The organism is Methanorbis rubei, assembly GCF_032714495.1.
In the GTDB taxonomy this organism is placed as follows: Archaea; Halobacteriota; Methanomicrobia; order Methanomicrobiales; family Methanocorpusculaceae; genus Methanocorpusculum; species Methanocorpusculum rubei.
Genome location: NZ_JAWDKB010000004.1, coordinates 158,254 through 181,123, shown reverse-complemented (window position 1 = coordinate 181,123; position 22,870 = coordinate 158,254). Strand labels below are relative to the sequence as shown.

24 protein-coding genes are annotated in these 22,870 nt (G+C 48.9%); 17 read left to right on the top strand and 7 right to left on the bottom strand.

Features of this window, described 5'->3' with window-relative positions:
* Positions 1-47 precede the first annotated feature (47 nt).
* The 10 genes from McpCs1_RS05860 (at position 48) to McpCs1_RS05815 (ending at position 9,529) form a co-directional block, all read left to right on the top strand.
* Positions 48-1,160, top strand: a complete 1,113-nt coding sequence (locus tag McpCs1_RS05860) for a thiamine pyrophosphate-dependent enzyme (RefSeq protein ID WP_338096324.1) — start codon at positions 48-50, stop codon at positions 1,158-1,160.
* Positions 1,141-2,268, top strand: a complete 1,128-nt coding sequence (locus McpCs1_RS05855; protein WP_338096323.1) for a homocitrate synthase family protein — start codon at positions 1,141-1,143, stop codon at positions 2,266-2,268. Before McpCs1_RS05860 ends, McpCs1_RS05855 begins: the two co-directional genes overlap by 20 nt.
* Positions 2,265-3,506, top strand: coding sequence for a 3-isopropylmalate dehydratase large subunit (locus tag McpCs1_RS05850; protein WP_338096322.1), 1,242 nt, complete (start codon positions 2,265-2,267; stop codon positions 3,504-3,506). Before McpCs1_RS05855 ends, McpCs1_RS05850 begins: the two co-directional genes overlap by 4 nt.
* Before the next feature lies 1 nt (position 3,507).
* On the top strand, positions 3,508-4,005 hold the full coding sequence (locus McpCs1_RS05845; protein WP_338096321.1) for a LeuD/DmdB family oxidoreductase small subunit: 498 nt from the start codon (positions 3,508-3,510) through the stop codon (positions 4,003-4,005).
* Entirely contained in the window at positions 3,983-4,963 is a 981-nt protein-coding gene (locus McpCs1_RS05840; protein ID WP_338096320.1) for an isocitrate/isopropylmalate dehydrogenase family protein, read from the top strand. Before McpCs1_RS05845 ends, McpCs1_RS05840 begins: the two co-directional genes overlap by 23 nt.
* Before the next feature lie 30 nt (positions 4,964-4,993).
* A complete protein-coding gene (gene cobT / locus McpCs1_RS05835) occupies positions 4,994-6,004 on the top strand; it encodes a nicotinate mononucleotide-dependent phosphoribosyltransferase CobT (RefSeq protein WP_338096319.1) in 1,011 nt (336 codons plus the stop codon).
* The gene (locus McpCs1_RS05830; protein WP_338096318.1) at positions 6,004-6,552 is read left to right on the top strand and encodes a YkgJ family cysteine cluster protein; all 549 of its coding nucleotides are present in this window, start codon (positions 6,004-6,006) and stop codon (positions 6,550-6,552) included. The genes cobT and McpCs1_RS05830 overlap by 1 nt, the downstream gene beginning before the upstream one ends.
* Entirely contained in the window at positions 6,549-7,826 is a 1,278-nt protein-coding gene (locus McpCs1_RS05825) for a TraB/GumN family protein (RefSeq protein WP_338096317.1), read from the top strand. Before McpCs1_RS05830 ends, McpCs1_RS05825 begins: the two co-directional genes overlap by 4 nt.
* 817 nt (positions 7,827-8,643) lie before the next feature.
* Positions 8,644-9,174 carry a nitroreductase family protein gene (locus tag McpCs1_RS05820; protein ID WP_338096316.1) on the top strand — a complete coding sequence of 177 codons (531 nt, stop codon included), beginning with the start codon at positions 8,644-8,646 and terminating at the stop codon, positions 9,172-9,174.
* 1 nt (position 9,175) lies between these two features.
* The gene (locus tag McpCs1_RS05815) at positions 9,176-9,529 is read left to right on the top strand and encodes a rhodanese-like domain-containing protein (protein WP_338096315.1); all 354 of its coding nucleotides are present in this window, start codon (positions 9,176-9,178) and stop codon (positions 9,527-9,529) included.
* On the opposite strand, the gene McpCs1_RS05810 is transcribed toward McpCs1_RS05815, so the two are convergent.
* On the bottom strand, positions 9,483-10,640 hold the full coding sequence (locus McpCs1_RS05810) for a hypothetical protein (RefSeq protein WP_338096314.1): 1,158 nt from the start codon (positions 10,638-10,640) through the stop codon (positions 9,483-9,485). The genes McpCs1_RS05815 and McpCs1_RS05810 overlap by 47 nt on opposite strands.
* A 115-nt stretch (positions 10,641-10,755) precedes the next feature.
* On the opposite strand from McpCs1_RS05810, the gene McpCs1_RS05805 reads away from it, so the two are divergent.
* From McpCs1_RS05805 to McpCs1_RS05795, 3 genes are read left to right on the top strand one after another with little or no spacing between them, the layout of a single operon-like run.
* On the top strand, positions 10,756-11,259 hold the full coding sequence (locus McpCs1_RS05805) for a winged helix-turn-helix transcriptional regulator (protein WP_338096313.1): 504 nt from the start codon (positions 10,756-10,758) through the stop codon (positions 11,257-11,259).
* A 45-nt stretch (positions 11,260-11,304) separates the two neighbouring features.
* Entirely contained in the window at positions 11,305-12,588 is a 1,284-nt protein-coding gene (locus McpCs1_RS05800) for an orotidine 5'-phosphate decarboxylase / HUMPS family protein (protein ID WP_338096312.1), read from the top strand.
* Positions 12,588-13,379: a tetratricopeptide repeat protein gene (locus McpCs1_RS05795; protein ID WP_338096311.1), complete on the top strand. Its 792-nt coding sequence runs from the start codon at positions 12,588-12,590 to the stop codon at positions 13,377-13,379. Before McpCs1_RS05800 ends, McpCs1_RS05795 begins: the two co-directional genes overlap by 1 nt.
* Before the next feature lie 8 nt (positions 13,380-13,387).
* On the opposite strand, the gene McpCs1_RS05790 is transcribed toward McpCs1_RS05795, so the two are convergent.
* From McpCs1_RS05790 to McpCs1_RS05775, 4 genes are all read right to left on the bottom strand, one after another.
* Complete coding sequence (locus McpCs1_RS05790) at positions 13,388-13,834, bottom strand: acetolactate synthase (RefSeq protein ID WP_338096310.1); 447 nt, start codon at positions 13,832-13,834, stop codon at positions 13,388-13,390.
* A gap of 802 nt (positions 13,835-14,636) precedes the next feature.
* A complete protein-coding gene (locus McpCs1_RS05785; RefSeq protein WP_338096309.1) occupies positions 14,637-15,074 on the bottom strand; it encodes an ACT domain-containing protein in 438 nt (145 codons plus the stop codon).
* A 1-nt stretch (position 15,075) separates the two neighbouring features.
* Complete coding sequence (locus McpCs1_RS05780) at positions 15,076-16,377, bottom strand: phenylacetate--CoA ligase family protein (RefSeq protein ID WP_338096308.1); 1,302 nt, start codon at positions 16,375-16,377, stop codon at positions 15,076-15,078.
* 2 nt (positions 16,378-16,379) lie between these two features.
* Complete coding sequence (locus McpCs1_RS05775) at positions 16,380-17,666, bottom strand: phenylacetate--CoA ligase family protein (protein WP_338096307.1); 1,287 nt, start codon at positions 17,664-17,666, stop codon at positions 16,380-16,382.
* Positions 17,667-17,833: 167 nt separating this feature from the next.
* On the opposite strand from McpCs1_RS05775, the gene McpCs1_RS05770 reads away from it, so the two are divergent.
* From McpCs1_RS05770 to McpCs1_RS05755, 4 genes are all read left to right on the top strand, one after another.
* A complete protein-coding gene (locus McpCs1_RS05770) occupies positions 17,834-18,013 on the top strand; it encodes a hypothetical protein (RefSeq protein ID WP_338096306.1) in 180 nt (59 codons plus the stop codon).
* Between the two features lie 11 nt (positions 18,014-18,024).
* Positions 18,025-18,876, top strand: a complete 852-nt coding sequence (locus tag McpCs1_RS05765; RefSeq protein WP_338096305.1) for a DNA-3-methyladenine glycosylase family protein — start codon at positions 18,025-18,027, stop codon at positions 18,874-18,876.
* A 37-nt stretch (positions 18,877-18,913) separates the two neighbouring features.
* Positions 18,914-19,129 (top strand): hypothetical protein, encoded by a 216-nt coding sequence (locus tag McpCs1_RS05760; protein ID WP_338096304.1) that lies wholly within the window; start codon positions 18,914-18,916, stop codon positions 19,127-19,129.
* A 682-nt stretch (positions 19,130-19,811) separates the two neighbouring features.
* A complete protein-coding gene (locus tag McpCs1_RS05755; protein WP_338096303.1) occupies positions 19,812-20,237 on the top strand; it encodes a hypothetical protein in 426 nt (141 codons plus the stop codon).
* Between the two features lie 15 nt (positions 20,238-20,252).
* Here McpCs1_RS05755 and McpCs1_RS05750 read toward each other — a convergent pair whose 3' ends face one another.
* Positions 20,253-21,599: a signal recognition particle protein Srp54 gene (locus McpCs1_RS05750; protein WP_338096302.1), complete on the bottom strand. Its 1,347-nt coding sequence runs from the start codon at positions 21,597-21,599 to the stop codon at positions 20,253-20,255.
* Positions 21,599-22,735 carry a signal recognition particle-docking protein FtsY gene (gene ftsY, locus McpCs1_RS05745; RefSeq protein ID WP_338096301.1) on the bottom strand — a complete coding sequence of 379 codons (1,137 nt, stop codon included), beginning with the start codon at positions 22,733-22,735 and terminating at the stop codon, positions 21,599-21,601. Before ftsY ends, McpCs1_RS05750 begins: the two co-directional genes overlap by 1 nt.
* Between the last annotated feature and the right edge of the window lie 135 nt (positions 22,736-22,870).

Here is a 22,870-nt window from a genome sequence, read left to right as displayed (position 1 = left end):
GTTAACGTGAATAGCACTACCAGACCTGAGAAAAGTACGAGGAGAACATGGCCAGAAGTTTAGACATACTGTCAGCAGCGATCCATCAGGCATCAGACACCAGATACGCAGTCCCAGGTTATCCGGTAACAGAACTTGCCGAGCTGTGTGGCGCAGAGTACACGATCAATGAAAAAGTCGCACTTGAGTATGCCCTCGGTGACTCGCTTTCCGGGAGGCGAAGTGTAGTGATTGTGAAAAATGCTGGCATGAACACACTCTCGGATCCATTAGTAACCGCGACCGTGCAGGGAGTACGCGCAGGAGTGGTAATCGTTGCGGGAGATGACATTGAACTCTCCGCCTCACAGACCAGACAAAACTCCTGCATCTTTGGAGACCTCGCAGACGTGCCGATCTTTGAACCGAATGCTGATGAACTTCACAGCATCGTTGAGTCTGCCATGGAGAAGTCAGAGACCTACTCCCGTGTTGCGGTAATACGAATCGCATCGCCGATTCTTCAAAGAGAAACCGAGTGGCAAACATTGCCGACACGCAGACCATCTCCGGCAAATGAATTTCCGAAAGATCTGACAACGAAAGGAATGTGCGAACATGCGGAAAACGTCACCGCAAAAATGAGAGGAGAAAAAAATTATCAGCAAAAAATTCCGAAGAGCTACGAACATGCGGGGAGCATAACAACATTCTGCAGACACTGCCCTTACAAACCGCTTTTGTCTCTCCTGAAAGAAAACAATCAAAAAATAATTGTCGATACCGGATGTTCACTGCTTGCAAGAAAACCACCCTATACACTTTCTCTTGCAAACTATGGTCTTGGCTCGTCTCCGGCAGTAGCCGCAAAAAGTACCGGAGTAGCTCTCTGTGGAGATTATGCGGTACTGCACTCAGGACTCAACGCTCTCATTGACATTGCAGAAAAAGGACATCCGCTTCTCTGCATTATCTTACAAAACAGAACACTCGCCATGACCGGCGGACAGAAATGTCCGGACATTACCAGGTATCTCTCCTGCTTTCATCCGAGAACAATTTCCGCAGACGAGATCGAAGAACTTGAAAAAGAACTGAAATCAGAACAAAACGGACTGAAAATACTCATCGTATCAGGAACATGCCCAAAAGAGGAACATCATGAAATCATTCCCTATTGAAATCTGTGACGTAACGCTGCGGGACGGAGAACAAACTCCGGGCGTATCCTTCACCTGCAAAGAAAAACAGGATATCGCGCAGAGTCTCTCAGACATCGGAATCGAAATAATCGAAGCAGGATTTCCAAGTGTTTCGACCGAAGAAAAAAAGACCATAAAGGCAATTGTAGAGATGGAACTTCCCTCAAGGATATGCTGTCTTGCCAGATGTGTGCAATCAGATATCGATGCGGCACTCGACTGCGGAGTTGATCTGGTAAGCATATTTTTTGCAACATCAGACCTGCATATCAGAGTAAAATATCATAAAACGCGCGAACAAATGCTGGACACGGCACTTTCCATGCTGGACTATGCAGTTGATCATGGTCTGAGCGTCAGATTTTCCGCTGAAGATGCATCCAGAACAGACATTGGATTTTTGAAACAGATGTACCGCGAGGGAGCGGAACGCGGAGCTGCATACAGCAGTTTTGCGGACACTATCGGATGCATGACACCGATAATGATGTATGACGTTGTCAGAGAAATCAAAAAGGATCTGAAAAATCCTTTGTGTGTTCACTGCCACAACGATCTCGGGTTTGCGAGCGCCAATACCTTCACCGCCTCACAGGCAGGAGCGTTTCAGCTTCACACAACCGTAAACGGAATCGGAGAGCGGTGCGGCAACGCTTCGCTGGAGGAAGTTCTGGTAGCATTGCGGATGCATAACAAAACAGACCGATACGATTTGACAGAGCTCACCAAACTGTCAAAACTTGTGGAACAGTACTCAGGAGTTTTGGTTGCCAAAACAAAACCCGTGGTTGGCGAACATGCATTCGTGCATGAAAGCGGAATTCACATCGCCGCTTTGATCAAAGACCCGCAAACCTATGAGTACTACCCGCCCGAGATGGTTGGAGCAAAACAGAAACTCATGCTCGGAAAACATACCGGACGAAAAGGACTCGAACACATCCTCACAACATTAGGATACACCTGTTCAAACGAACAGACTGATGAAATTCTTGAGAAAATCAAAGCGGCCGCAGAGGCAAAACAGAGTATAACCGCAGAGTATCTCTCTGAAATTATTGCGGAAACGAGGAGCAGCGCATCATGAAGGAAACGCTTTCGGTGAGAATACTTGGCGGAGAAGAAGGATCCTATGTGGATAAAAAAGTCGACCGGGCGTATGCGCATGACGGAACAGGAGTTCAGGCACTCGAAGCCTTTCGTAACTTCAGAATGAAAAGTGAAGGAGTGAAAAATCCGGAAAAGATCTCCATAATATATGATCACATCGCTCCAGCAAACAACTCAACGACCGCAAATCTTCAGAGACATCTCCGCAGTTTCGCCAAAGAAGAACATCTCTCATTCTATGATGTGGGCTCTGGAATCTGTCACCAGATAATGAGTGAGGGCATCTGTCTCCCGAATGAAATCGTTGTCGGGGCAGACTCTCACTCCTGTACTCTTGGAGCTCTCGGGGCATTTGCTACCGGAGTTGGCGCTACCGACATGGCAGGAATCTGGGCGACCGGTCAGACATGGTTTCGCGTACCAAAATCCATCGGCATTCATTTGGACGGAAAACTCTGCGGTCATGCGGAAGCGAAAGATGTCGCACTGACTTATGTCAAAAATCTTGGAATGGACGGAGGCACTTACAAAGCTCTGGAGTTCATCGGTGAAGGAGCAAAGGCAATGCCAATGGAAGGAAGGCTTACGCTCTGCAACATGGCTATTGAGACCGGAGCAAAAACCGGACTCTTTTATGCAGATCAGACCACGAAAAAGTATTTGCAAAATCACGGCGTCGAGGAAAAAATGATCTCACTGCAAAAACCTGAGAACTGTGATTATGAAAAGGAAATTTATCTGGATCTTGAGAGAGTCGAGCCGCTTCTTGCAGTGGATAACAGAGTGGACACGGCAGTTCCGGTAAGCAGATACGCAGAAACGCCGGTTGATCAGATTCTTGTCGGGACATGTACGAACGGACGCTATGAAGATCTTCAGAGGTTTGCAAACATCGTCAGAGGAAAACAGGTTGCGGTCAGAACATTAATCGTTCCGGCATCAAAGGATGTCTACCGCAAAGCGGCCTCGTCAGGCATCATCACTGATCTGATTGATGCCGGATGCGTCATCTGTCCTCCGGGATGCGGGCCATGCCTTGGAGTTCACATGGGAGTTCTTGGAGAAGGGGAGCTTGGTCTCTCAACAGCGAACCGCAACTTCAAGAATCGTATGGGCGTTGGAGCAGAGTACTATCTCTGCTCCCCGTCAACTGCTGCGGCAAGCGCCCTGACCGGAGAGATAACATCACCCGACTCTCTTTTGGGAGGAGACTGAAATGATCATCTCAGGCCATGCGGTAGTGATCGGTGAAGATGTTGACACTGATATGATAATTGCCGGACGCTATCTGCGAACCATCGACAAATCGATCTGGGTCGATCATGTCTTCGAGGATTATGATCCCTGTCTCGCCAAAAAAATGAACGGCGCAGTACTTGTCGCAGGAAAAAATTTCGGCTGCGGCTCTTCACGTGAGCAGGCAGTTGTGGCTCTCAAGGAAGCAGGTGTGCGTGCAGTCATTGCACAATCATTTGCGAGAATATTTTTCCGGAACAGCATCAACTACGGACTCTACATCATTGAAGCAGATTTTTTTTGCGAAGAGGGAATGACGATCACATACAACTCGGAGACCGCAGAAATTACAACAGAAAATATTTCCTGCAAAGCAACGCCTCTCTCGATGCGCATGCAGGAGATTCTTCTTGCCGGCGGGCTCGCTAAATATCTCTCAACAAAGGTGCAGGATGATGACGAAGATTGCAGTAGTTGAAGGAGACGGCATCGGACGAGAAGTAATTCCTGAAGCAGAAAAAATTCTCAGATTTTTTTTGCCGGACGCAGAGTTCGTCCGAGTAGAGCTCGGTTTTGATCAGTGGAAGAAAACCGGCTCGGCATGTTCCAAAGAGAGCATGAAAACACTCAAAGAGATGGATGCAATTTTGTTCGGGGCAGTCACCACCCCTCCTGACCCGGAGTACAAAAGCATCCTTCTTCAGATACGTCACGAGCTCGACCTTTATGCAAACATTCGTCCCGTCAAATCTGAATCGGTTGATCTCGTGATTGTCCGGGAAAATACCGAGGGCCTCTACTCTGGTATTGAAGAAATCGGAGAAGAGAGATCAACCACGCTTCGCGTGGTTACCAGAGACTGCAGCAGACGAATCGCAGAGAAAGCTTGTTCGATCAGCATTCAGAGAAATCAAAATAAACCGCTGGTGATCGGACACAAAGCAAACGTGTTAAAGTCAGACATTCTCTTCCGTGACATCTGCATCGCTGTTGCAGAAACACAGAATCTTTCGATCCGTTCCATGTTTATTGACGCCCTGTGTCTTGACGTGCTGCTTCATCCAGATCGTTACGACGTGATTGTAACGACAAACATGTTTGGAGATATTCTCAGTGATACGTGCGGATATCTCACCGGAGGACTCGGGATGCTGCCAAGTGCAAACATCGGAAAAAATCATGCACTCTTTGAACCGGTTCACGGAAGCGCGCCTGATATCGCAGGCCGCGGTATTGCAAATCCCATAGCTGCCATTCGGAGTGCGGCAATGCTTCTTGAGCATCTGGGAGTGCAGGATGCAGCAGAAAAAATCGAAGCGGCAGTGCAGCAGACCCTTGCCTTGGGAATTGTCACACCTGATCTTGGAGGAAATGCGTCCACGCGTGATGTCGGAGAAAATATTTTTGCAAAAATATCCGGGAATCAGAGGTCTTGATAATCTTTGCAGACACAATAAAATTCTACTATGTCTTTTGTGTCAGCTCGGGCAGACTTCGAACCGGAATCTCCCATGTTCGCGCTCATCCTTGCGAACAGTCTTGTGTCCACTATCCCAGGAGTTTCGGGTGCCGGAGAAAGTCCGGAAAAAAGTCTGCTTGTTCCCCCGCTTGATGCAGAGCTCATCATCAACGGAGAGATCACATCCGCAAACATCACGCCGAACACACCGACCGGATGCCCGACCCCTGCGGTCCTCACGCTTGCCATGATGGATCTGATCGGCATGCGGCCGCTCATGATCTCTGCCGGCATTGAGTCAGACATTACCGTGCCGCACATGAACCTTGGTGGCAAAATCGGCGGAGACCCGCGGCTCGGCAACGCAGTTCCCGAAGCAGAGATACTCTATGAGAGAGGAAGATGGATCGGCGAGTACCTTTCGCAGACCAGTGATATGCTGGTGCTTGGCGAGTGCCTCCCGGGCGGAACAACAACCGCACTCTGCGTACTGCGCGCGCTTGGCTACAACGCAAAAGTCAGCAGCTGTCTGGTGGAAAATCCGGTCAGCAGAAAAGAAGAGATCGCAACAGAAGCAGTGGCAAAAGTTGCAGAGGCAGGAGTCTCTGACCCGCTCAAAATCGTCTCGATGATAGGCGACCCCATGATTCCGGTAGCCGCAGGAGTTGCGGAAGGCTACACAGGAAAACTTTTCCTCGCCGGAGGAACCCAGATGCTCGCAGCAGCAGCCGTCATCAGGGCTCTTGGAAACACTGTCCCAGATATCGTAACCACCTCCTATGTCTATAATGATACTTCAGCAACATTCCGCGAAACCGCTGCGGCAATTGGCGCTGATGCCTACTATGTTGATCCCGGATTTGACGAGCTCGGTCATGCAGGCCTTGCCCGCTACGCAAAAGGCGAGATCAAGGAAGGATCAGGCGCTGGCGGGGCAATGTTTCTTGCAAGCCTTCTCGGCTGCACTCCTGAAGAGATCAAGGCTGCCGTCAAAAACCATGTTGAGATCTATCAGTAATGGACGAGATTGCACTCATCAGAACATGTGTTGAAGAAGCAGGATTTCACTGTCTCTGCTGCAGCGCATGCTGCAGCGGAGATAACAACGAAGTGATGGTCTCGCCACCGGAAATTCAAACCATCATGGACGCGGTAGATCTCGCCTGGAATGAGATCGTTGAACCGTACCCGGAATGGATCACCGAGACGGACGCTCGAATCACCTTTGGATGGGTGATTCGCAGAAGTGCAGACAGCAACTGCATATTTCTCAAAAACAACCGCTGCACCATCTATCAGAACCGTCCACACATTTGCCGCACCTATCCATTCATGCTGGACGACACCGAATTCATCATCTCAGAATGCCCTGGCTGCAAAGCCAAAGAAAAAACAAAAGATGCCGAAGAGATAACAAAAGATCTTCTGAGACGAAGGGATGCAGAAGATGAAGAATTTTCTCTGACCCAGAAACAGTATCAAAAACATAGTATAATCTCAGGGTCAACGATTGTGTTCGACAGCAGAGGAGCGCATCTAATTACCATACCGCCGGAAAAATTATGACAGAAATACATATAGTCGGAACCGCCCATGTTTCGCAGAAAAGTATCGACGAAGTCCGCGAAGCAGTTGACACGCATAACCCTGACGTCATTGCCATCGAACTGGATCCGGGAAGGTTTGCCGCTCTCAAGCAGCAGATGAAAGAGGCAGAGGATGCTGCAAACGGAATTGAACCGACAGCAGAAAAACCCGAGTCACCTGAGATCAAGGATCTCCTGAAAGGCAACTTCACCTTAATGCTGGTTCAGTGGATTTTGGCTTATGTCCAGAGAAAAATCGGCATGAACGTCGGCATTGAACCGGGAGCTGAGATGAAGGAAGCGATCCGGCTTGCCGAAGAACGCAATATCAGAGTTGTTCTCATTGACCGCGACATCAAAATCACGCTCGCACGCTTCTGGGGAGGCATGAAGCTCCTCGAAAAGATCAAACTGATCTGGGCTTTGCTGCAGTCGATGTTTGCCGATGAAGATGAAGACGATTCGGTCGGCGGAATTGACAAGATCTCAATTGATGAGCTGACGAATCCTGACATCATCGAGATGGCGCTCGAAGAGTTTCACAAGTTCTCGCCGAACGGGGCCCGGGCACTCATCGATGAACGTGATGCCTATCTCGCGCACGGCGTAATTGATCTGGAAAGAAGTCACTACGAACGTGCGGTCGTGGTTGTCGGCGCAGGACATGTGCCCGGCATCACGAGATACCGCGAGGACCCTTCCACTCTTCCACCGGTCGCTGAACTCCTCGCCCGCCCCAAACGCTATCCATGGGGAAAAATAATCGGCGGACTTTTCGTCGTAATGTTTGCCGTGATCATTCTTGCGATCGCATTCTCCGGTGCAACCGAGCTGCTCATCTGGGCAATCATCTACTGGGTGCTGCTGCATGCATTGTTTGCCGGTGCTGCAACACTTCTCGCCCGCGGCCATCCGCTCTCGGCAGCAACCGCTGCGGCTCTCGCATGGATGACATCGCTGAATCCGTTCCTTGCCGCAGGATGGTTCGCGGCAATTGTTGAGGCAAAGATGCGGCCGCCAACCGCAGGAGATCTGAAAGCAATTGCAAAAGCCGACACCGTTAGCGAGATGCTTTCCGTCCCCCTGTTTCGCATTCTGCTTGTTGCGGCATGCGCCAACATCGGAAGTATGGCGGCAACGTTTTGTTTCTTCATCTTCTTAACGCCGCTTCTCGGCGTTGACCTTGAGATGATGACGCAGATTCTCATGACCGGTCTTGCAAACCTCTGGCAGTTTCTGACCGGCTGGATCTAATCTTTTTTTATTTGAAAATTTTTTTTTCAAAATAATTTTTCTTGGAGTAACCACAGAATGCACAGAGCACACGGAGTTTCACGGAAAACAAAAATGCACGGAGAACGCCTGCGGCGCCAGAATGCACGGAATATATTTTTGATTTTTTGAGATCTACACCACTTCGCGGAATCACACAGCGTAACTTTATTGGAAAAATAATTGAGAATAGGGCTTACGCGGTATGAAATAGCATAAGGAAAAGGGATTCTCTGTCCTTGGTTTTGTTTGGGGTAACCACGGAACACACTGAACACACGGAATTCCACGGAAAAAACACAGAATACCGCTTCGTTTACGGAAAACACGGAAAGCCTAAGTGTACGGATATGTGTAGATGTCACCACTTTGAAATGCCAATTTCCTTAGGCTTTCTGTGTTTTCCGTAAGCGAAGCGGTATTCTGTGTTTTTTCCGTGGAATTTCGTGTGTTCAGTGTGTTCCCGCGAAGCGGTGAGCAGGCCAAAGGCATGCGATACGTGGTTACTCCAAGCGAGACCACCTACAGAAAAATCCGCAACGAAACTCATCACCGCGTAACTCCTATGAGAAATAAATTTCCTCGAAAATCTTTCCGTGCATTCCGGCGCCGCAGGCGTTCTCCGTGCATTTTATGAAATTTTCCGTGAAGCTCTGTGTGCTCTGTGCATTCCGTGGTTACTCAAAGCAAAGCCCTATAGATCAGAATCACACCGCATAACTCCTGCTCAAAAAAATTCCCGCAGATATTTTCTACCTATTCAGAAAGACTCTTTACTTCTCCTGCATAAGGAGTAATTATGAATGTGAGAAATCCGGGAATCGCAAACTTTGGAGTTACCATTATCCAGTCACGGCACAGTGTCCGCAAGTTCAAGGATGAGGAAATTCCGCAGGAGTTTATTCGGAAATCCCTGGAGTGTGCGTCCAAAGCACCGACCGGCAGAAACAAACAGCCGTGGATTTTTGTAGTCGTCAAAAACAAGGACACGCTTGCAAAAATTGCCGAGCTTGCACCCAATGGAAAGTTCATTGCAGGAGCAGCTGTCGGCATCCTCGTCTTTGGCGAGGCTGACTGGAAGTTCGCTGTGGAGGATTGTTGTGCAGCCACTGAAAATCTGCTTCTCGCTCTGCATGCCTATGGGTATGGAGGATGCTGGATTGCAGGAAACCAGATGCCCTACGCTGACGCAGTACAGAAACTTGTCACCGTTCCGGAGACCTACAAACTGGTATCCATTGTCGCTGCAGGAGTTCCTGACGTAGGCGGCATCACCCTCGAAGAAAAGGCCCCGCTTGACAAGCTGGTCTTTTCCGAGAAATATCACTGATATGATCGAGACCCCGTCATCAGATCCCCTGCATATGATCGATGCTTTGAACGCAAAGCATCTGATCGATGAAGGGGAGATAACAGTAATAGATGTCAGGACAAAGCCGGAGATTGAAGAAAGCGGCGTCATCGGGGACGCTGCATGGATCGATTTCCGCGACCCTGACTTTGTCGAAAAAATGAATGCCCTGCCCAAAAACACGGTGTATCTGATCTACTGTCAGTCAGGAGTTCGCGGACTGAAAGCCGGTCAGATGATGGAAAAGCTTGACTTTTCCAGCATCTATGTTCTGCAGGGCGGCATCCTTACCTGGATGCGTGCGGGACTCCCGCTTCTGCATCAGGAAATTTAATCTTTTTTTCACCCGCAACAGTCGCGGTAAGAATTCCAATCAACGCCTGCATGACCATCACCAGAAACATCAGGGTTCCCAGATAATTCCGGTGAATATCTTCAACATCCCACGTTCCAAAGGAGACAAAGACAAAGTAGAGAAACGGCAGTGTGGTAACAGCGGCTGCAAACACCACAGTTGCAAAAGAAACTCCGTCAAATCTCTCTGCATCCATACACAGACAGAGTATCGGCAGCACTGCCCATCCGAACGGGAAAAACATCAGCAGGTTATCCGCACCAAACAGTACTGCGGCAACAATGATCACGGCTGAGCACAACACGTACGGCAGAGCATACCACCATCTCGCAGATTTTTTGGATGCCAGATACCAGAGGACGCCAAAGAGTCCGAGGAAATAGAATCCTACGATTAGAATCTGATCAAAGAGACCATTCATTCCGCCAAGTTTTCCAAACAGTACAGGAATCATCAGGAAGAACGGCAGAGACATCAGAACAAATGCCGGATGGTTCCATGAAAAATTTTTGTGAGGGACGCGTGGTATGACCGGGCCGAACACGCAGACAAAAAGTATGGAAGCACCAAGAAGGAGGAAAGAGATCAGATAAACTGCAACGCAGATGTCAAGAAGAATGATTCCTGATAATGTTGAGACAAACTCTTCAACGCCTGGAACAGTCATCTGCAGAATACGGAAGAAGAGAATGCAGAGCCCTGCAAGACTGCCGATCGCGGCAAGTTTTTCCGGGGCTGATCGAAGAAACGGATTTTTCGGCATCGCAAGAATGAACGGCACAGCAAGAATCGCAAACGGTGTCGTCCAGATAAATGCGGCATTGTAATCTGTCAGATACCATCCTGCATAGACCGCTACACCAAGCGTGGCAAGCACAAACAGCACCAAAAACTGCCACTGTCTTGACGAGGAGAAAGCCAGATACAACAGTCCGCCGATTGCCGTGAGAAAAATCGTAATCGTGAAAAAAATTCGAACTGTCGCAAGCTGATCAGGAGCGGTGAAGTACCAGTTGCAGAAGTAGATCACTGCCGGAAGAAAACAGATCAGTGAGACAAGGGCCGCACCAATTTTCGCACCCGCAGACATACTTCTCTATCAGGACTCGTCATCTTAAGAAGATATTGAGCGAAGCGTCATCAAGAGGAGGGTATGAGAGTTTGACCAATTTTTTCATATACTATTGGAAAAGAACACCTTGTATATGACACTCGGGGATGGACCGGATGCGTGGAAAACCGGATCTCTTGATCCTGACTCGCGCCCCGGCAGAATCTATCTCTTTGTCGACAGAAATCCGGGATGTTCCAAACAACAGATTGTGGATTCTGTAAAGATCTCCCGCGGCTCGGTCAGCTATCATCTGCAGCGGCTTGCACGGCGGTACATCATCTACTCATTTCCCTATCATGGAAATATGTGCTACTACACCAGCAGACAGGAACCAGGCTCGGTTGAGTACTGCATATTTTCTCTGATTACAAGAGAGCGGTTATTTTTCTTTTTCCAGACACTGTATGATCATCCAAACGCTACGAGAAACGAGCTTGCAGTGTTGATGCAGGTGACAACAATGACGGTCCAGTGGTATCTCTCCTGGTTTTCTGATGATAGGATTCTTGCAGAAACCTTCGAAGAAAAATCCAAACGGTATGCCCTGACAAGTGAAGCCTGTTTAGTCTACGAACGAATCACTGCCGAACCGTAAACTCCAGCATCAACCTTATCCCCTTTCTTCACCAAATTATCTCACATGGTCAGACCGGTTTTGCAGGTCGCACTGGATCTCACGGAGCTTTCCCGCGCAGAAAAAATTGCCGAGGAAGCGGTTGCCGGAGGAGCCGACTGGATAGAGATAGGAACTCCGCTCATCAAAAGCGAGGGAATGGAAAGTGTCAGAAAACTTCGGAGCATATTTCCCCATAAAACCCTTGTCGCGGATCTGAAAACTTCAGATACCGGATCTCTTGAAGTGGAGATGGCGGCAAAAGCCGGAGCAAATGTTGTCTGCGTGCTTGCCGCAGCAGACAACGCCGTAATCTCAGACGCACTTCGCGGCGCAGCACTCTACGGCGTAGAAATAATGGCAGACATGATGAACGTGAAGGACCCGGGCGCCCGGGCCGAAGAGCTCGCAGGCCTTGGCGTTCAGATCATCAACGCTCACGTAGGAATTGATCAGCAGATGGAAGGAAAAGATCCGCTTGACCTTCTTGATGCCCTCGGAAAACTTCCGGTAAAAATTGCAGTCGCGGGCGGACTGAATGCAAAGACTGCGGCAGCCGCAGCAGCTCGCGGAGCAGACATTGTGATTGTTGGAGGAACGATCATCAAAGCTGCCGAAGTACAAGCCGCAGCTGCAGAAGTCCGAGCAGCGCTCGACAACCCGAACATCGAAGTTGCGGAGAAAAAATCCCTTGATGATCAGATTCGTGAACTGCTGAAGACGGTCTCTGCCCCAAACGTCACCGACGCTCTTTACCGGAAAGGTGCAATGATCGGACTTTCCGAGCGGCATGTTCCGCACAAAATGATCGGCAAGGCCGTAACCGTGCAGACATTTGGCGGCGACTGGTCAAAGCCGGTGCAGGCAATTGACTTCTGCGAGAGAGGAGATATTCTTGTCATCAACAATGACGGAAAAACCGACATCGCCCCCTGGGGAGAACTTGCCACGCGGTCGGCAATCAACCGCGGTGTCGGAGGCATCGTCATTGACGGCGCGGTTCGCGACTGGGATGATATCCTAACACTCGACATCCCGGTTTTCGCAACTGCGGTCCAGCCCAATGCAGGCGAGCCAAAAGGGTTCGGCGAGATCAATGCAGAGATCACCTGCTGCGGCCAGACCGTTCGGGCAGGCGACTGGCTGATCGGTGATCAGTCAGGCGTCGTAGTAATCCCAAGAGAGCGGGCTTATGAAGTTGCCAGACGTGCGGTTGAGGTGTTCAAAAACGAGGTCCGCGTCCGCGAAGAGATTCGCCGCGGCGGAACACTCGGCAGTCTCGCACAACTGCTGCGCTGGGAGAAAAAATAATGGCGAGGAAACCAACCGTCACAAACCCGACCGACCCGGTACTCTGGTGTAAAGAAGCGGTCGCAAGAATTGAACAAAAAGATCCGAAGGGAGCAATCTACTGCTATCAGGAGTCGCTGAAGATCAGGCCGACCGTTCCTGATGTCTGGTATAATCTCGGAGTTCTGCTCGAACAGACCGGAGAGCAGACGGCGGCGTTCGGTTGCTACACAAAGTCTGCCGAGATGTTTCCGCAGGACTACCGGTTCCCGGCCGAGCGTGCAAGACTTTTTGCTGCGGGCGGAAAATATCTGGACGCAGTGATTGCCGTGAGTGATGCTCTGGCGATCAATCCGCACTCTTCACAGCTGCATGCAAACAAAGCCGGATATCTCATTCCTGCGGGAGACGCCGCAGGAGCAATCATCGCAGCAGACGCGGCCCTTGTAATTGATCCGATCAATGCTGCGGCATTTGCCAACAAGGCAAATGCGCTGATCGTTCTCGGAAAAATTTCCGAGGCAGAGGTTGTTCTTCGCGAAGGAAGAACAGCACAACCGACGGATGAGCGGATTGCAAAACTGCTTGCAAATCTTTTGGTGAGATCAGAAAAGTTCGAGGAAGCACTCGCCCTCACGGATGCTGTGCTGGAAGTTTTGCCAAACGATGATGCGGTCTGGAGCATACGAGGGGCGGCATGTGCGTACCTCGGACGAAAGGATGACGCGGTTTCTGCATTTGAGCGGGCGATGAAGATCAATCCGAAAGAAAAATCCTATCGCAGTAATCGCGATGCGATCAAAAATTCCTGAAAAAATTATCAGACCTTGAGTTGTGTGGAAGGCACGAGCACAAGGCCTGACGCAAGAATTTTTTCAACAGCCGCGTCAAGAGAGATGTCAGTGTTGGAGATGTAGACGACAAGCGTCGGCGTCTCCGCACTCCGTGATGCATAGGCGTACTGAATGTTGAGGCCTGCGGCACCGAATTTGGACGCAACTTCATACAGCCCGCCCGGGACGTCAACCATTTTCACTGCAACGACGTCGGTGAACTTGAGCAGATAATTTTTCTTTTCAAACGCTTCGTATGCGGCGTCCGGCTTGTCCACAACCGCCCGCACCACACCGAAGTTGTTCGCCTCAGCAATGCAGAATGCGGAAATGTTCACGGAATTGTCCTGAAAAATTCTGGCAATTTCGGCAAGTGTTCCCGGAGTATTCGGAGCAAAGATGGAAAGCTGCTTGATAATATACTGGTTTTTCATCGGAGATCACTACTACGTATCTCCCACGAGAGAACGTATTAAACTTTGGATGGTTTCTTTATGATCTTCTGCCGCCCACGGAAAAGCGGAACACACAGAAATTTTACAGAAAAAAAAACATCACGGAGCAGACGTGAACATCACGGAATTTTAAAAAAATGTGACGCTGAAAAAATTAATTCATTTTCTTTTGAAAAAAAATCGTGAAGAAAAATTATCGTCACGAAATTTAAAAAAATGTGACGCCAATAAAAAATTAATTTTCTTTTGAAAATATTTTCAGAATAGGACTTACGCGGTATGAAATAACATAAGGAAAAGGGATTCTCTGTCCTTGGTTTTATTTGGGGCAACCACGGAACACACTGAACACACGGAATTCCACGGAAAAAAACACAGAATACCGCTTCGCTTACGGAAAACACGGAAAGACTAAGAGTACTGGTATGCGTATAGGTCTCCATTTTGAGATGCCGACTTCCTTAGGCTTTCCGTGTTTTTCGTAAGCGAAGCGGTATTCTGTGTTTTTTCCGTGGAATTCCGTGTGTTCAGTGTGTTCCGTGGTTACTCCAAGCGAGACCACTTACAGAAAAATCTCAAACGATGAAACTCATCACCGCGGAACTCCTATCAGAAAAAAATTGACGAAAAATTTCCGTGATGTTCACGTCTGCTCCGTGATGTTTTTTTCTGTAAAATTTCCGTGTGTTCCTGCGAAGCAGTGAGTACGACGGAACGGCGTGCGTCTTGTTTTTCCGTGGGAGACAGAACCTCGCGGACAAAGCCACTGCAAGAAAAAAAATTAAAAATTGTAATCCGTTGCCGGAACAAGTTCCAGTCCTGCGGCAAGAATTTTGTCCACAGCCTCTTCAGAGTTGGAGACCTTCACAATCAAAGTTCCAAACTCTCCGGTCCGGAATGCATATGCATACTCAATGTTGATGCCGATATTGCCAAGCGTGCTTGCAACCTCAAAGAGACCGCCTGGAACATCCGCCATCTTCACGCCTAAAACATCCGTGTACTGAAGAGCATAGTTTTCTTTTGAAAATGCCGCGAACGCAACATCCGGCTTGTCCACAATCGCCCGCACCACACCAAAACTGTTGGCCTCTGCGATGCTGAACGCATGGATATTCACCTGACTCTCGTGGAAAATCTTCGCGATTGCCGCAAGTTTTCCTGACTTGTTCTCCGAGAAAATGGAGAGCTGTTTGATGAAGTACTTACTGTTCGTCATGTTAGAACACCCGGGTGTCAATGACGCGTTTTGCTTTCCCCTCAAAACGCGGGAGGGAGTTCGGCGGGCAAAGTTCAACTTTCGCAGAAACATTCAGCGTATCGCGAAGAGTCCGCTCAACACGGGACTGCAGTCCGATCAGACCGTTGATACTGTCCGTCATTGCGTCAGGCTTCAGCTCCACTTTGACCAGCATGTCATCAAGCGGGCCGTTGCGGAAAACTTCAAGCATAAAGTGGCTTGTGAGTTCCGGAACACGGAGGAGAGCATGCTCAACAGCGGACGGGAACACATTGATGCCCCGGATAACCAGCATGTCGTCCACTCTTCCCTGAAGACGGTCGATACGCGGAGATGTTCTGCCGCACGGGCAGTCGCCCGGGAAGATGGAAGTGATGTCACCGATGCGGTAGCGAATCATAGGGATTGCTTCCTTGGTGAGGATGGTCATCGTGAGTTCGCCCTTCTCGCCTGCCGGAAGAGACTCGCCGGTTTCCGGATCAATGATCTCGGTGTAGGCGATGTCGCCTGAGATGTGCATGCCGTTCAGTTCCTGACAGTCAGTAAACATCGGTCCGGAAATTTCAGAAGTTCCAAAGATGTTGTGGGCGGTTACGCCTGACTGTTCATGAATGTAGCGGCGCATCGACTCAGACCATGGCTCAGCACCAAGAATTGCTGTCCGAAGCTTCGTGTCTTTTGCAATATCCACACCGATTTTTTTTGCGACATCAATTAAGTGAACAAAGTAGGAAGGAGTGCATGCAATTGCTGTCGTCTGAAGATCCTGAATCAGTTCAATCTGCCGCTCGGAGTTTCCGGTCGATGCAGGAATCACCGTTGCGCCAAGTTTTTCTCCGCCATAATGCAGACCGAGTCCTCCCGTGAAGAGACCGTAACCGTAAGCAACCTGTAAAACATCACCGCGGCCAAGACCACAGGAAACTAAAGATCGTGCGACGGCTTCAGACCATGTATCCAGATCATTTTTCGTGTAGGCGACAACTGTTGGCTTGCCGGTTGTTCCTGACGAAACATGGTATCTGACCAGATCCTCTTTGGAGCAGCAGACAAGTTTGTCAGGATAGTTGTCACGAAGATCAGTCTTTCGCATGAACGGCAGCTTCGTGATGTCAGAGATCGACTTGATGTCTGAAGGAAGAACGCCTGCGGCCTTCATCCTGTCATGATAGAACGCAGAGTTTGCGTAAAGCCGGTCGACGAGAACTTTCAATTCCTGATACTGAAGTTTTTCCAACTCAAGTTTCGGAAGCGTTTCAATTTTTTCATTATAGTATGCCATAATCAGATAACCCTCCGGTCAACCACACGTTTTGCCTTCCCTTCAAATCTGGGAAGTGATCCCGGCTCGACCAGACGAATGGTTGCGCGAAGCGTCAGCGTCTCGTGCAGGGCCTTGCCAATCTTGCTCTGAAGTCTTGTGAGATCGCTGAGTTCGCCAGAGAAGATGTTCTTGTTGATCTCAACATCGATCGTCATCTCGTCGAGATGGTTGACGCGGTCGATGTAGACCATAAACTGGTCGCCGACCTCAGGAATATTCTTGAGAACATGCTCAATCTGGGAGGGAAACACATTGATGCCGCGAACGGTCAGCATGTCATCGCTCCTTCCGAGCAGGCGGGCAATCTTCTGACCGCGTCCGCAGGGACAGTCATCCTCCATCAGCATGGTGATGTCTCCGGTCCGGTATCTGAGAAGCGGCATTGCTTCTTTGACGAGCGGGGTTACAACCATCTCGCCTTTTTCGCCTGGGCCAAGAGTTTCCTCGGTGACCGGGTCGATGATCTCGACAATATAACAGTCATGCCAGATATGCAGACCGTTTTGTTCCTGACACTCGAACGCAACTCCCGGGCCGAACAGTTCGCTCATGCCGTAACTGTCGTATGCTTTGATGTTGAGTCGTGTTTCGAGGTCCCGGCGCATATTTTCTGACCATGACTCAGCACCGAACACACCAATCTTCAGCGAGTCATGGTTTGCCTGCATCTCCTCGGCAACTTCGGTCAGATGCATGGCGTAACTTGGTGTGCAGTGAATTGCGTTGACGCCGAAGTCAGAAATCATTTCGATCTGGCGTTTGGTGTTGCCGACACCTGCCGGAACCACAGCGCATCCGATTTTTTCTGCGCCGTAATGGAAGCCGAGTCCTCCGGTAAAGAGCGAGTAGTTGGAAGCGTTCTGGAACATGTCTCCTTCGCGAAGGCCGACCATGGTGAGGTTTCGTGCGATTAACTCAGACCAGTAGTTGAGATCGTTTTTCGTGTAGGCGACAACAGTTGGTTTGCCGGTTGTTCCGGATGTGGTGTGAATCCGGTTGACTTTATTCATTGGAACAGCAAGAAATCCGAACGGGTACCCGGACCTGAGATCAGCTTTTCTGGTGAACGGAATCTTTGACAGATCGTCAAGAGACGTAATATCCTCAGGACGAAGACCTGCCTCAGCAAACATTTTCTTATAGAAACCGATATTTTGCGTCCTGGCTACAGTTTCTTTCAGCCGTTTCAGCTGAAGTTCCTGCAGCTCTTTTCCCCGCAGGGTTTCCATTTTCTCATTCCAAAACATAAACGGCAATCCTCGTTCGGTGCCCGGCATGATACTCTGATACAGTGTATCATGCTAGGACTTAGCATCCTACTTGGTATGTTTTCTGCAATGATAAGGGTTATCATCAGAGTTCCGTTTCGTCCCTGAAAAGTAAAATTATTAGGGTTTGCGGATAATATGCATGTATGGATAAAACAGGCCTTGCAACGTTACTTGTTGGTATCGTGCTTTTAATTGTGGGAATTATTCTGATGTGGTACTGGCTGCCTGAGGTTATTGCAGTAGTTCTCGGTGCTATTGGTATCATTCTTGCACTCGCCGGAGTTGCCGGAATTGTGCTCGGCTACCTGATGATAAAGGAATAATTTTCTTTTTTATGCAGACATTTTCTCTCGACGACATCAAATTCAATCTTGATTTAACGGTCTCCTGCGGTCAGGCGTTTCGCTGGAGAGATCAGAATGGTACCTGGTGTGCCCCGTCTCCATACGGAGAGGACGAGGTCTGGAAAGTTCAGCAGAAAGGGGATGTGATCTTTTTTGACGGGATGGAGGAAAAAGATCTGATTCACTATTTTTCTCTGGATCATGATCTCGATACGATTCTCGAAAACATCGACTGCGACCCCGTAATTCATGATGCGATCGAAAGATGTCAGGGCCTTCGGATTCTACGGCAGGACCCTTGGGAGTGTTTGATCTCGTACATTTGTTCGAGTTGTGCAAACATTCCCGGCATTCAGATGCGGATAGAAAATCTTGCAGAAAAATATGGTGATGAAATTTTTTGTGATGGAGAAAAATATTATTCGTTCCCGTCTCCTGAAAAAATTGCAGAAGCAGAGGTCTGTGATATTCGTTCCTGCAAAGTTGGCTATCGTGATGCATACATCTGCGGGGCTGCTGAAATGGTGATCGCTAACCCTGACTGGTCAGAAAAAATTCAGTCACTTCCCTACATGGACGCACAGAAAAAACTTCGCGAGCTGAACGGTGTCGGGCCAAAAGTTGCGGACTGCGTGCTGTTGTTTGCCTTTGAAAAGTTTGAGGCGGTTCCAATTGATGTATGGATTGAGAGAATTCTCCGCACAAAATATGTGGGCGGAGAAAAAAAGCTGGACTACATCAAAGCAGGTGACTATGCAAGAGATCACTTCGGCCCTTATGCCGGATACGCCCAGGAGTATCTTTTTGCGTCCCGGGAAATCATCAGCAGAAAAGGCGAATGAAAAGAGAGATGTAACCATTAAAACAAAACAGATGAGTATGGCATGGATGCCGGTCCCGCGTGAATCATTTGTTTCAGGCAATCAGACGAGTCAGGAAGAGAATTTGGAAACAAAATCAACAGGTCAGAAAGTTTCAGACTTCATCCATCAGGAACATGTTCCGAAAAAAACTACATGGAAAGAGTTCCTGATTCTGACCCTCATCGTCCTTGGCATCTGTTGGGGAACAGCACTGCTTTGGCATCTTTTTTGAATAGGAGTTACGCGGTGTGGTTCTGTGACGTATGGTTTTGCCTGAAATAACCACGGAATGTACGGAAAGATTTCCGAGATAATTTATTCTCTTAAAATATGAAAAATATATTCCGTGCATTCCGGCGCCGCAGGCGTTCTCCGTGCATTTTTGCGAAGCTGCGAAACAGTGAGCAAGACGGAACTGCGTGCGAAGCAATGAGCAGGCCAAAGGTATGTGACTCATTTTTCCGTGAAGCTCTGTGTGGTCTGTGCATTCCGTGGTTACTCTAAGTGAGGTCAAGGACGAAAAAATCTCAAACGATGAAGCTCATCACCGCGTAACTCCTATTGAATATTTTTCATGTGAAGAACTGCCTGAACCAAAACGAAAAAAGTCGGCTGCGATTTCAGCAGGCCTGCCCAAGTATAATGTGATAACGGATCAATTGATCTCAATCAGCAGACAAGCCAGCGTGACTCCCCGTCACGACTCATCAAAGGAAGTATTGCCATCTTCGTTTGGGCAGACTTAGTTCTGTCACAGTACAAACTGCGTATTTTCAGATTTCTCTCTGGCAGGCAATTATTCAGCGTAAATTTGCAATAGAGAAAATGTCAAACGACAGTTCTTTGACTATGCAAATCATAATCTATTGACTATCCATATACTTATACCTATCCATCAGGATATTTGTACTCCAATGGAGAGCACAACCCGGAAAAAAGATCTGCCTGATCAAATGAATATCCGTCTTGGCTCCAACTATATCGCCAAGTTCAATGAATATATGAAAAACCGCGACGGAAAGAAAATAGATTTTATTCGGGACGCCTTAGACTACTGGATGCAGGTTGACGGAGACGCCGAAAACATCCTGAACAAATTAGATCAGGCGCAGCAAACTATCAGTATGCTGGAGGAAAGGGTCAGTGATCTGCAGAGTTCGCGGGATAAGCAGGTTGAAGTTTATGAAAAACTTCTTGCAGAAAAAGATAAACGAATTTCTCTTCTTACATCTCAACTCAATCAATCGCAGGACCCACACTATATTCGTTCGGTTCGGGAGTCAGTGATCAGTGTCGGCGAGTCAAAACCAAAATATCAAAAAGAGAAAGGGAAAAAATAATTCTGATTTTTTTAATCACATCGGCCCCATACCGCCGAAGTCCCCGCCGCCCTTACTCATCTGCTTCATCATCTTGTTCATTGCCATCCGGTTGCCGCGGAATCCTTTCAGAGTTTTTTGCATCATCTTGTAGTATTTGATCAACTCGCGGACTTCGTCGATGGTTGCGCCCGCTCCTTTTGCAACACGGGTCATGCGGGAAGTGTTGATGAGAGAAGGATCGTCCAGCTCCTCGGGCGTCATTGAGTCCATGATGATCCGGAACTTTTTCATCCGGTCAGCAGTCCCGTCAAGCGCCTCGGAAGGAACATTCATTCCGCCGAGCGGCAGCATGGACAGGACCTGCTTTAACGGACCCATCTTCTGCACTGCTTCAAGCTGCTTATACATATCATTCAGCGTGAACTTGCCGCGAAGCATCGCGTTGACATCCACATCCTCAGGCTTGATCGCTTCTTCGGCTTTCTCGACAAGTGCCTTCAGATCTCCCATGCCAAGCAGGCGGGAGATGAAACCATTCGCATCAAATCTTTCCAGATCCTCAATCGTTTCACCGTTACCGATAAAAACAATGCCCGAACCCGTCTCAGCGACCGCAGACATTGCGCCTCCGCCTTTTGCCGTACCATCCATCTTGGTGACGATCACGCCGTCGATCCCAATCGCTTCATGGAATCGTTTTGCCTGATCGCGTGCAGCCTGACCAAGAGCCGCGTCGATAACCAGCCAGCGATGATCTGGTTGCAGGAGTTCATTGATCTGCGAAATCTCTTCGATCAGATCATCCTCAAGAGCGTGGCGGCCAGCCGTGTCGACGATGATGACTTCAACATCCTTCAGCGCCGCAAGGCCGTCACGGGTGATCTTTACGGCATCCTTTTCTTTCGGATCTCCGTAACAGGGCACATTGATCTTTTTACACAGCGTCTCAAGCTGGGCATACGCTCCGGGCCGGAAGTTGTCAGCACCAATTGCTCCAACCTTCAGACCTTTGCGTTGGAAGTATCGGCAGAGTTTACCGGTCGTTGTCGTCTTACCGGAACCTTGGAGACCTGCCATCAGAATTTTCTGCGGGCGAAGAGACAGCTCGGCCTCTTTGCCGACAAGGTTGACCAGTTCCTGATACACAATCCGCAGAACATGCTCGCGGACGTTGATGCCTTTCGGAAGATCCTCGTCCAGTGCCCGGGCCTTAATCGACTGGGACAGCTGCATGACCAGCTTCACGTTCACATCCGCGGAAAGCAGGGCACGCTGCAAGTCGCGGACAAGTTCATCCACTGCCGCACGGTCGATGACCGTTTTTCCGGCAAGTTTTTTCATTGCATCCTTTAAGGAGTTGGAAAGATTGTCAAGTCCCATTACTTCTCATCTCCAAAAATTTCATCGATAATCAACGAGGGGGTGAACGGTTTCATGTCAGAGTACTCCTGACCGACACCAAGAAACACGAGTGGCTTGCCGATAGTGTATGCGATTGATATTGCGGCACCGCCTTTTGGATCCATATCCACTTTGGTCAGGATCACACCGTTCGTGGAAACGGTTTTTTCAAACTCTTCAGCGCGAACCACAGCATCATTTCCTGCAACAGCCTCGTCAACATAGAAGACAAGGTCAGGCTTCATCACGCGTTTGATCTTCTCGAGCTGATTCATCAGATTCACGCGATTGTGGAAACGACCCGCAGAGTCGGCAAGAACCACATCAATATTGTGGGCTTTTGCATATTCCACTGTATCATAGAGAACTGCTGAAGGGTCAGCTCCTTCCTGATGAGAAATAAGTTTGATGCCAAGCCGGTCGCAGTGTACGCGGATTTGTTCTATTGCGCCTGCACGGAATGTGTCGCCTGCCCCGACAACCACAGAGAGTCCCTGGCTTCTGAGATAGTAGGCAATTTTTGCGACTGACGTGGTCTTGCCGGTACCGTTTACTCCGGTGAAAAGAATCTTCACCGGTTTATCGTGGGCCTTAATGTAGGCAACCAGATCAAATCCTTCGCCAAGAACATCCTCGATCGCATGCCTGAGAGCGTTCGTCACCACTTCTTCAGGGGACTCACGAATTTTTCGATGCGTTCCAACCAGTTCCTTTTTCATGTGGTCGGTGATTGCTTCAGCGACCGGAAAGGCAACGTCAGACTCAAGAAGAACCATCTGCAGTTCAAACAGCGTCTCGTCAATATCCTTTTCCGAGAGAACGAACTCGCGTTCAACGACAAGTGTCTTCAGCTTGCCGAAAAATCCGGGCTTTTTGGATTCATCCTCATGAACCGGCACGGATTTTGTGACGGCAGGCGTGGGTGATGACGGCTGAGCTGCCGCAGCATCAGGAGTGCTGACTTTCTTCTCCGGAGCCACAGGAGTACTGGGTAGAGCAGGAGCTTCAAGTGCAGGCAGTTCAGCCTCAACCTCGGTGGTCACCGAGGCGGCCTCAACGCTGCTGCCCAGTTTCTGGGTAATCCCGCCGAGTTTTTTCTTCAGCCCTTCAAACATTATCTATTCATTCCCCTTAAGAGTATAAATTGCCTCTGTTATCAGATTCATCGCAGGATAACTTTCGTATTTTGTGCTGAATTGTAAAAATGCGAGAAAACAAATCAGAAAAATTTCACCGGAAAAAATCCGGAT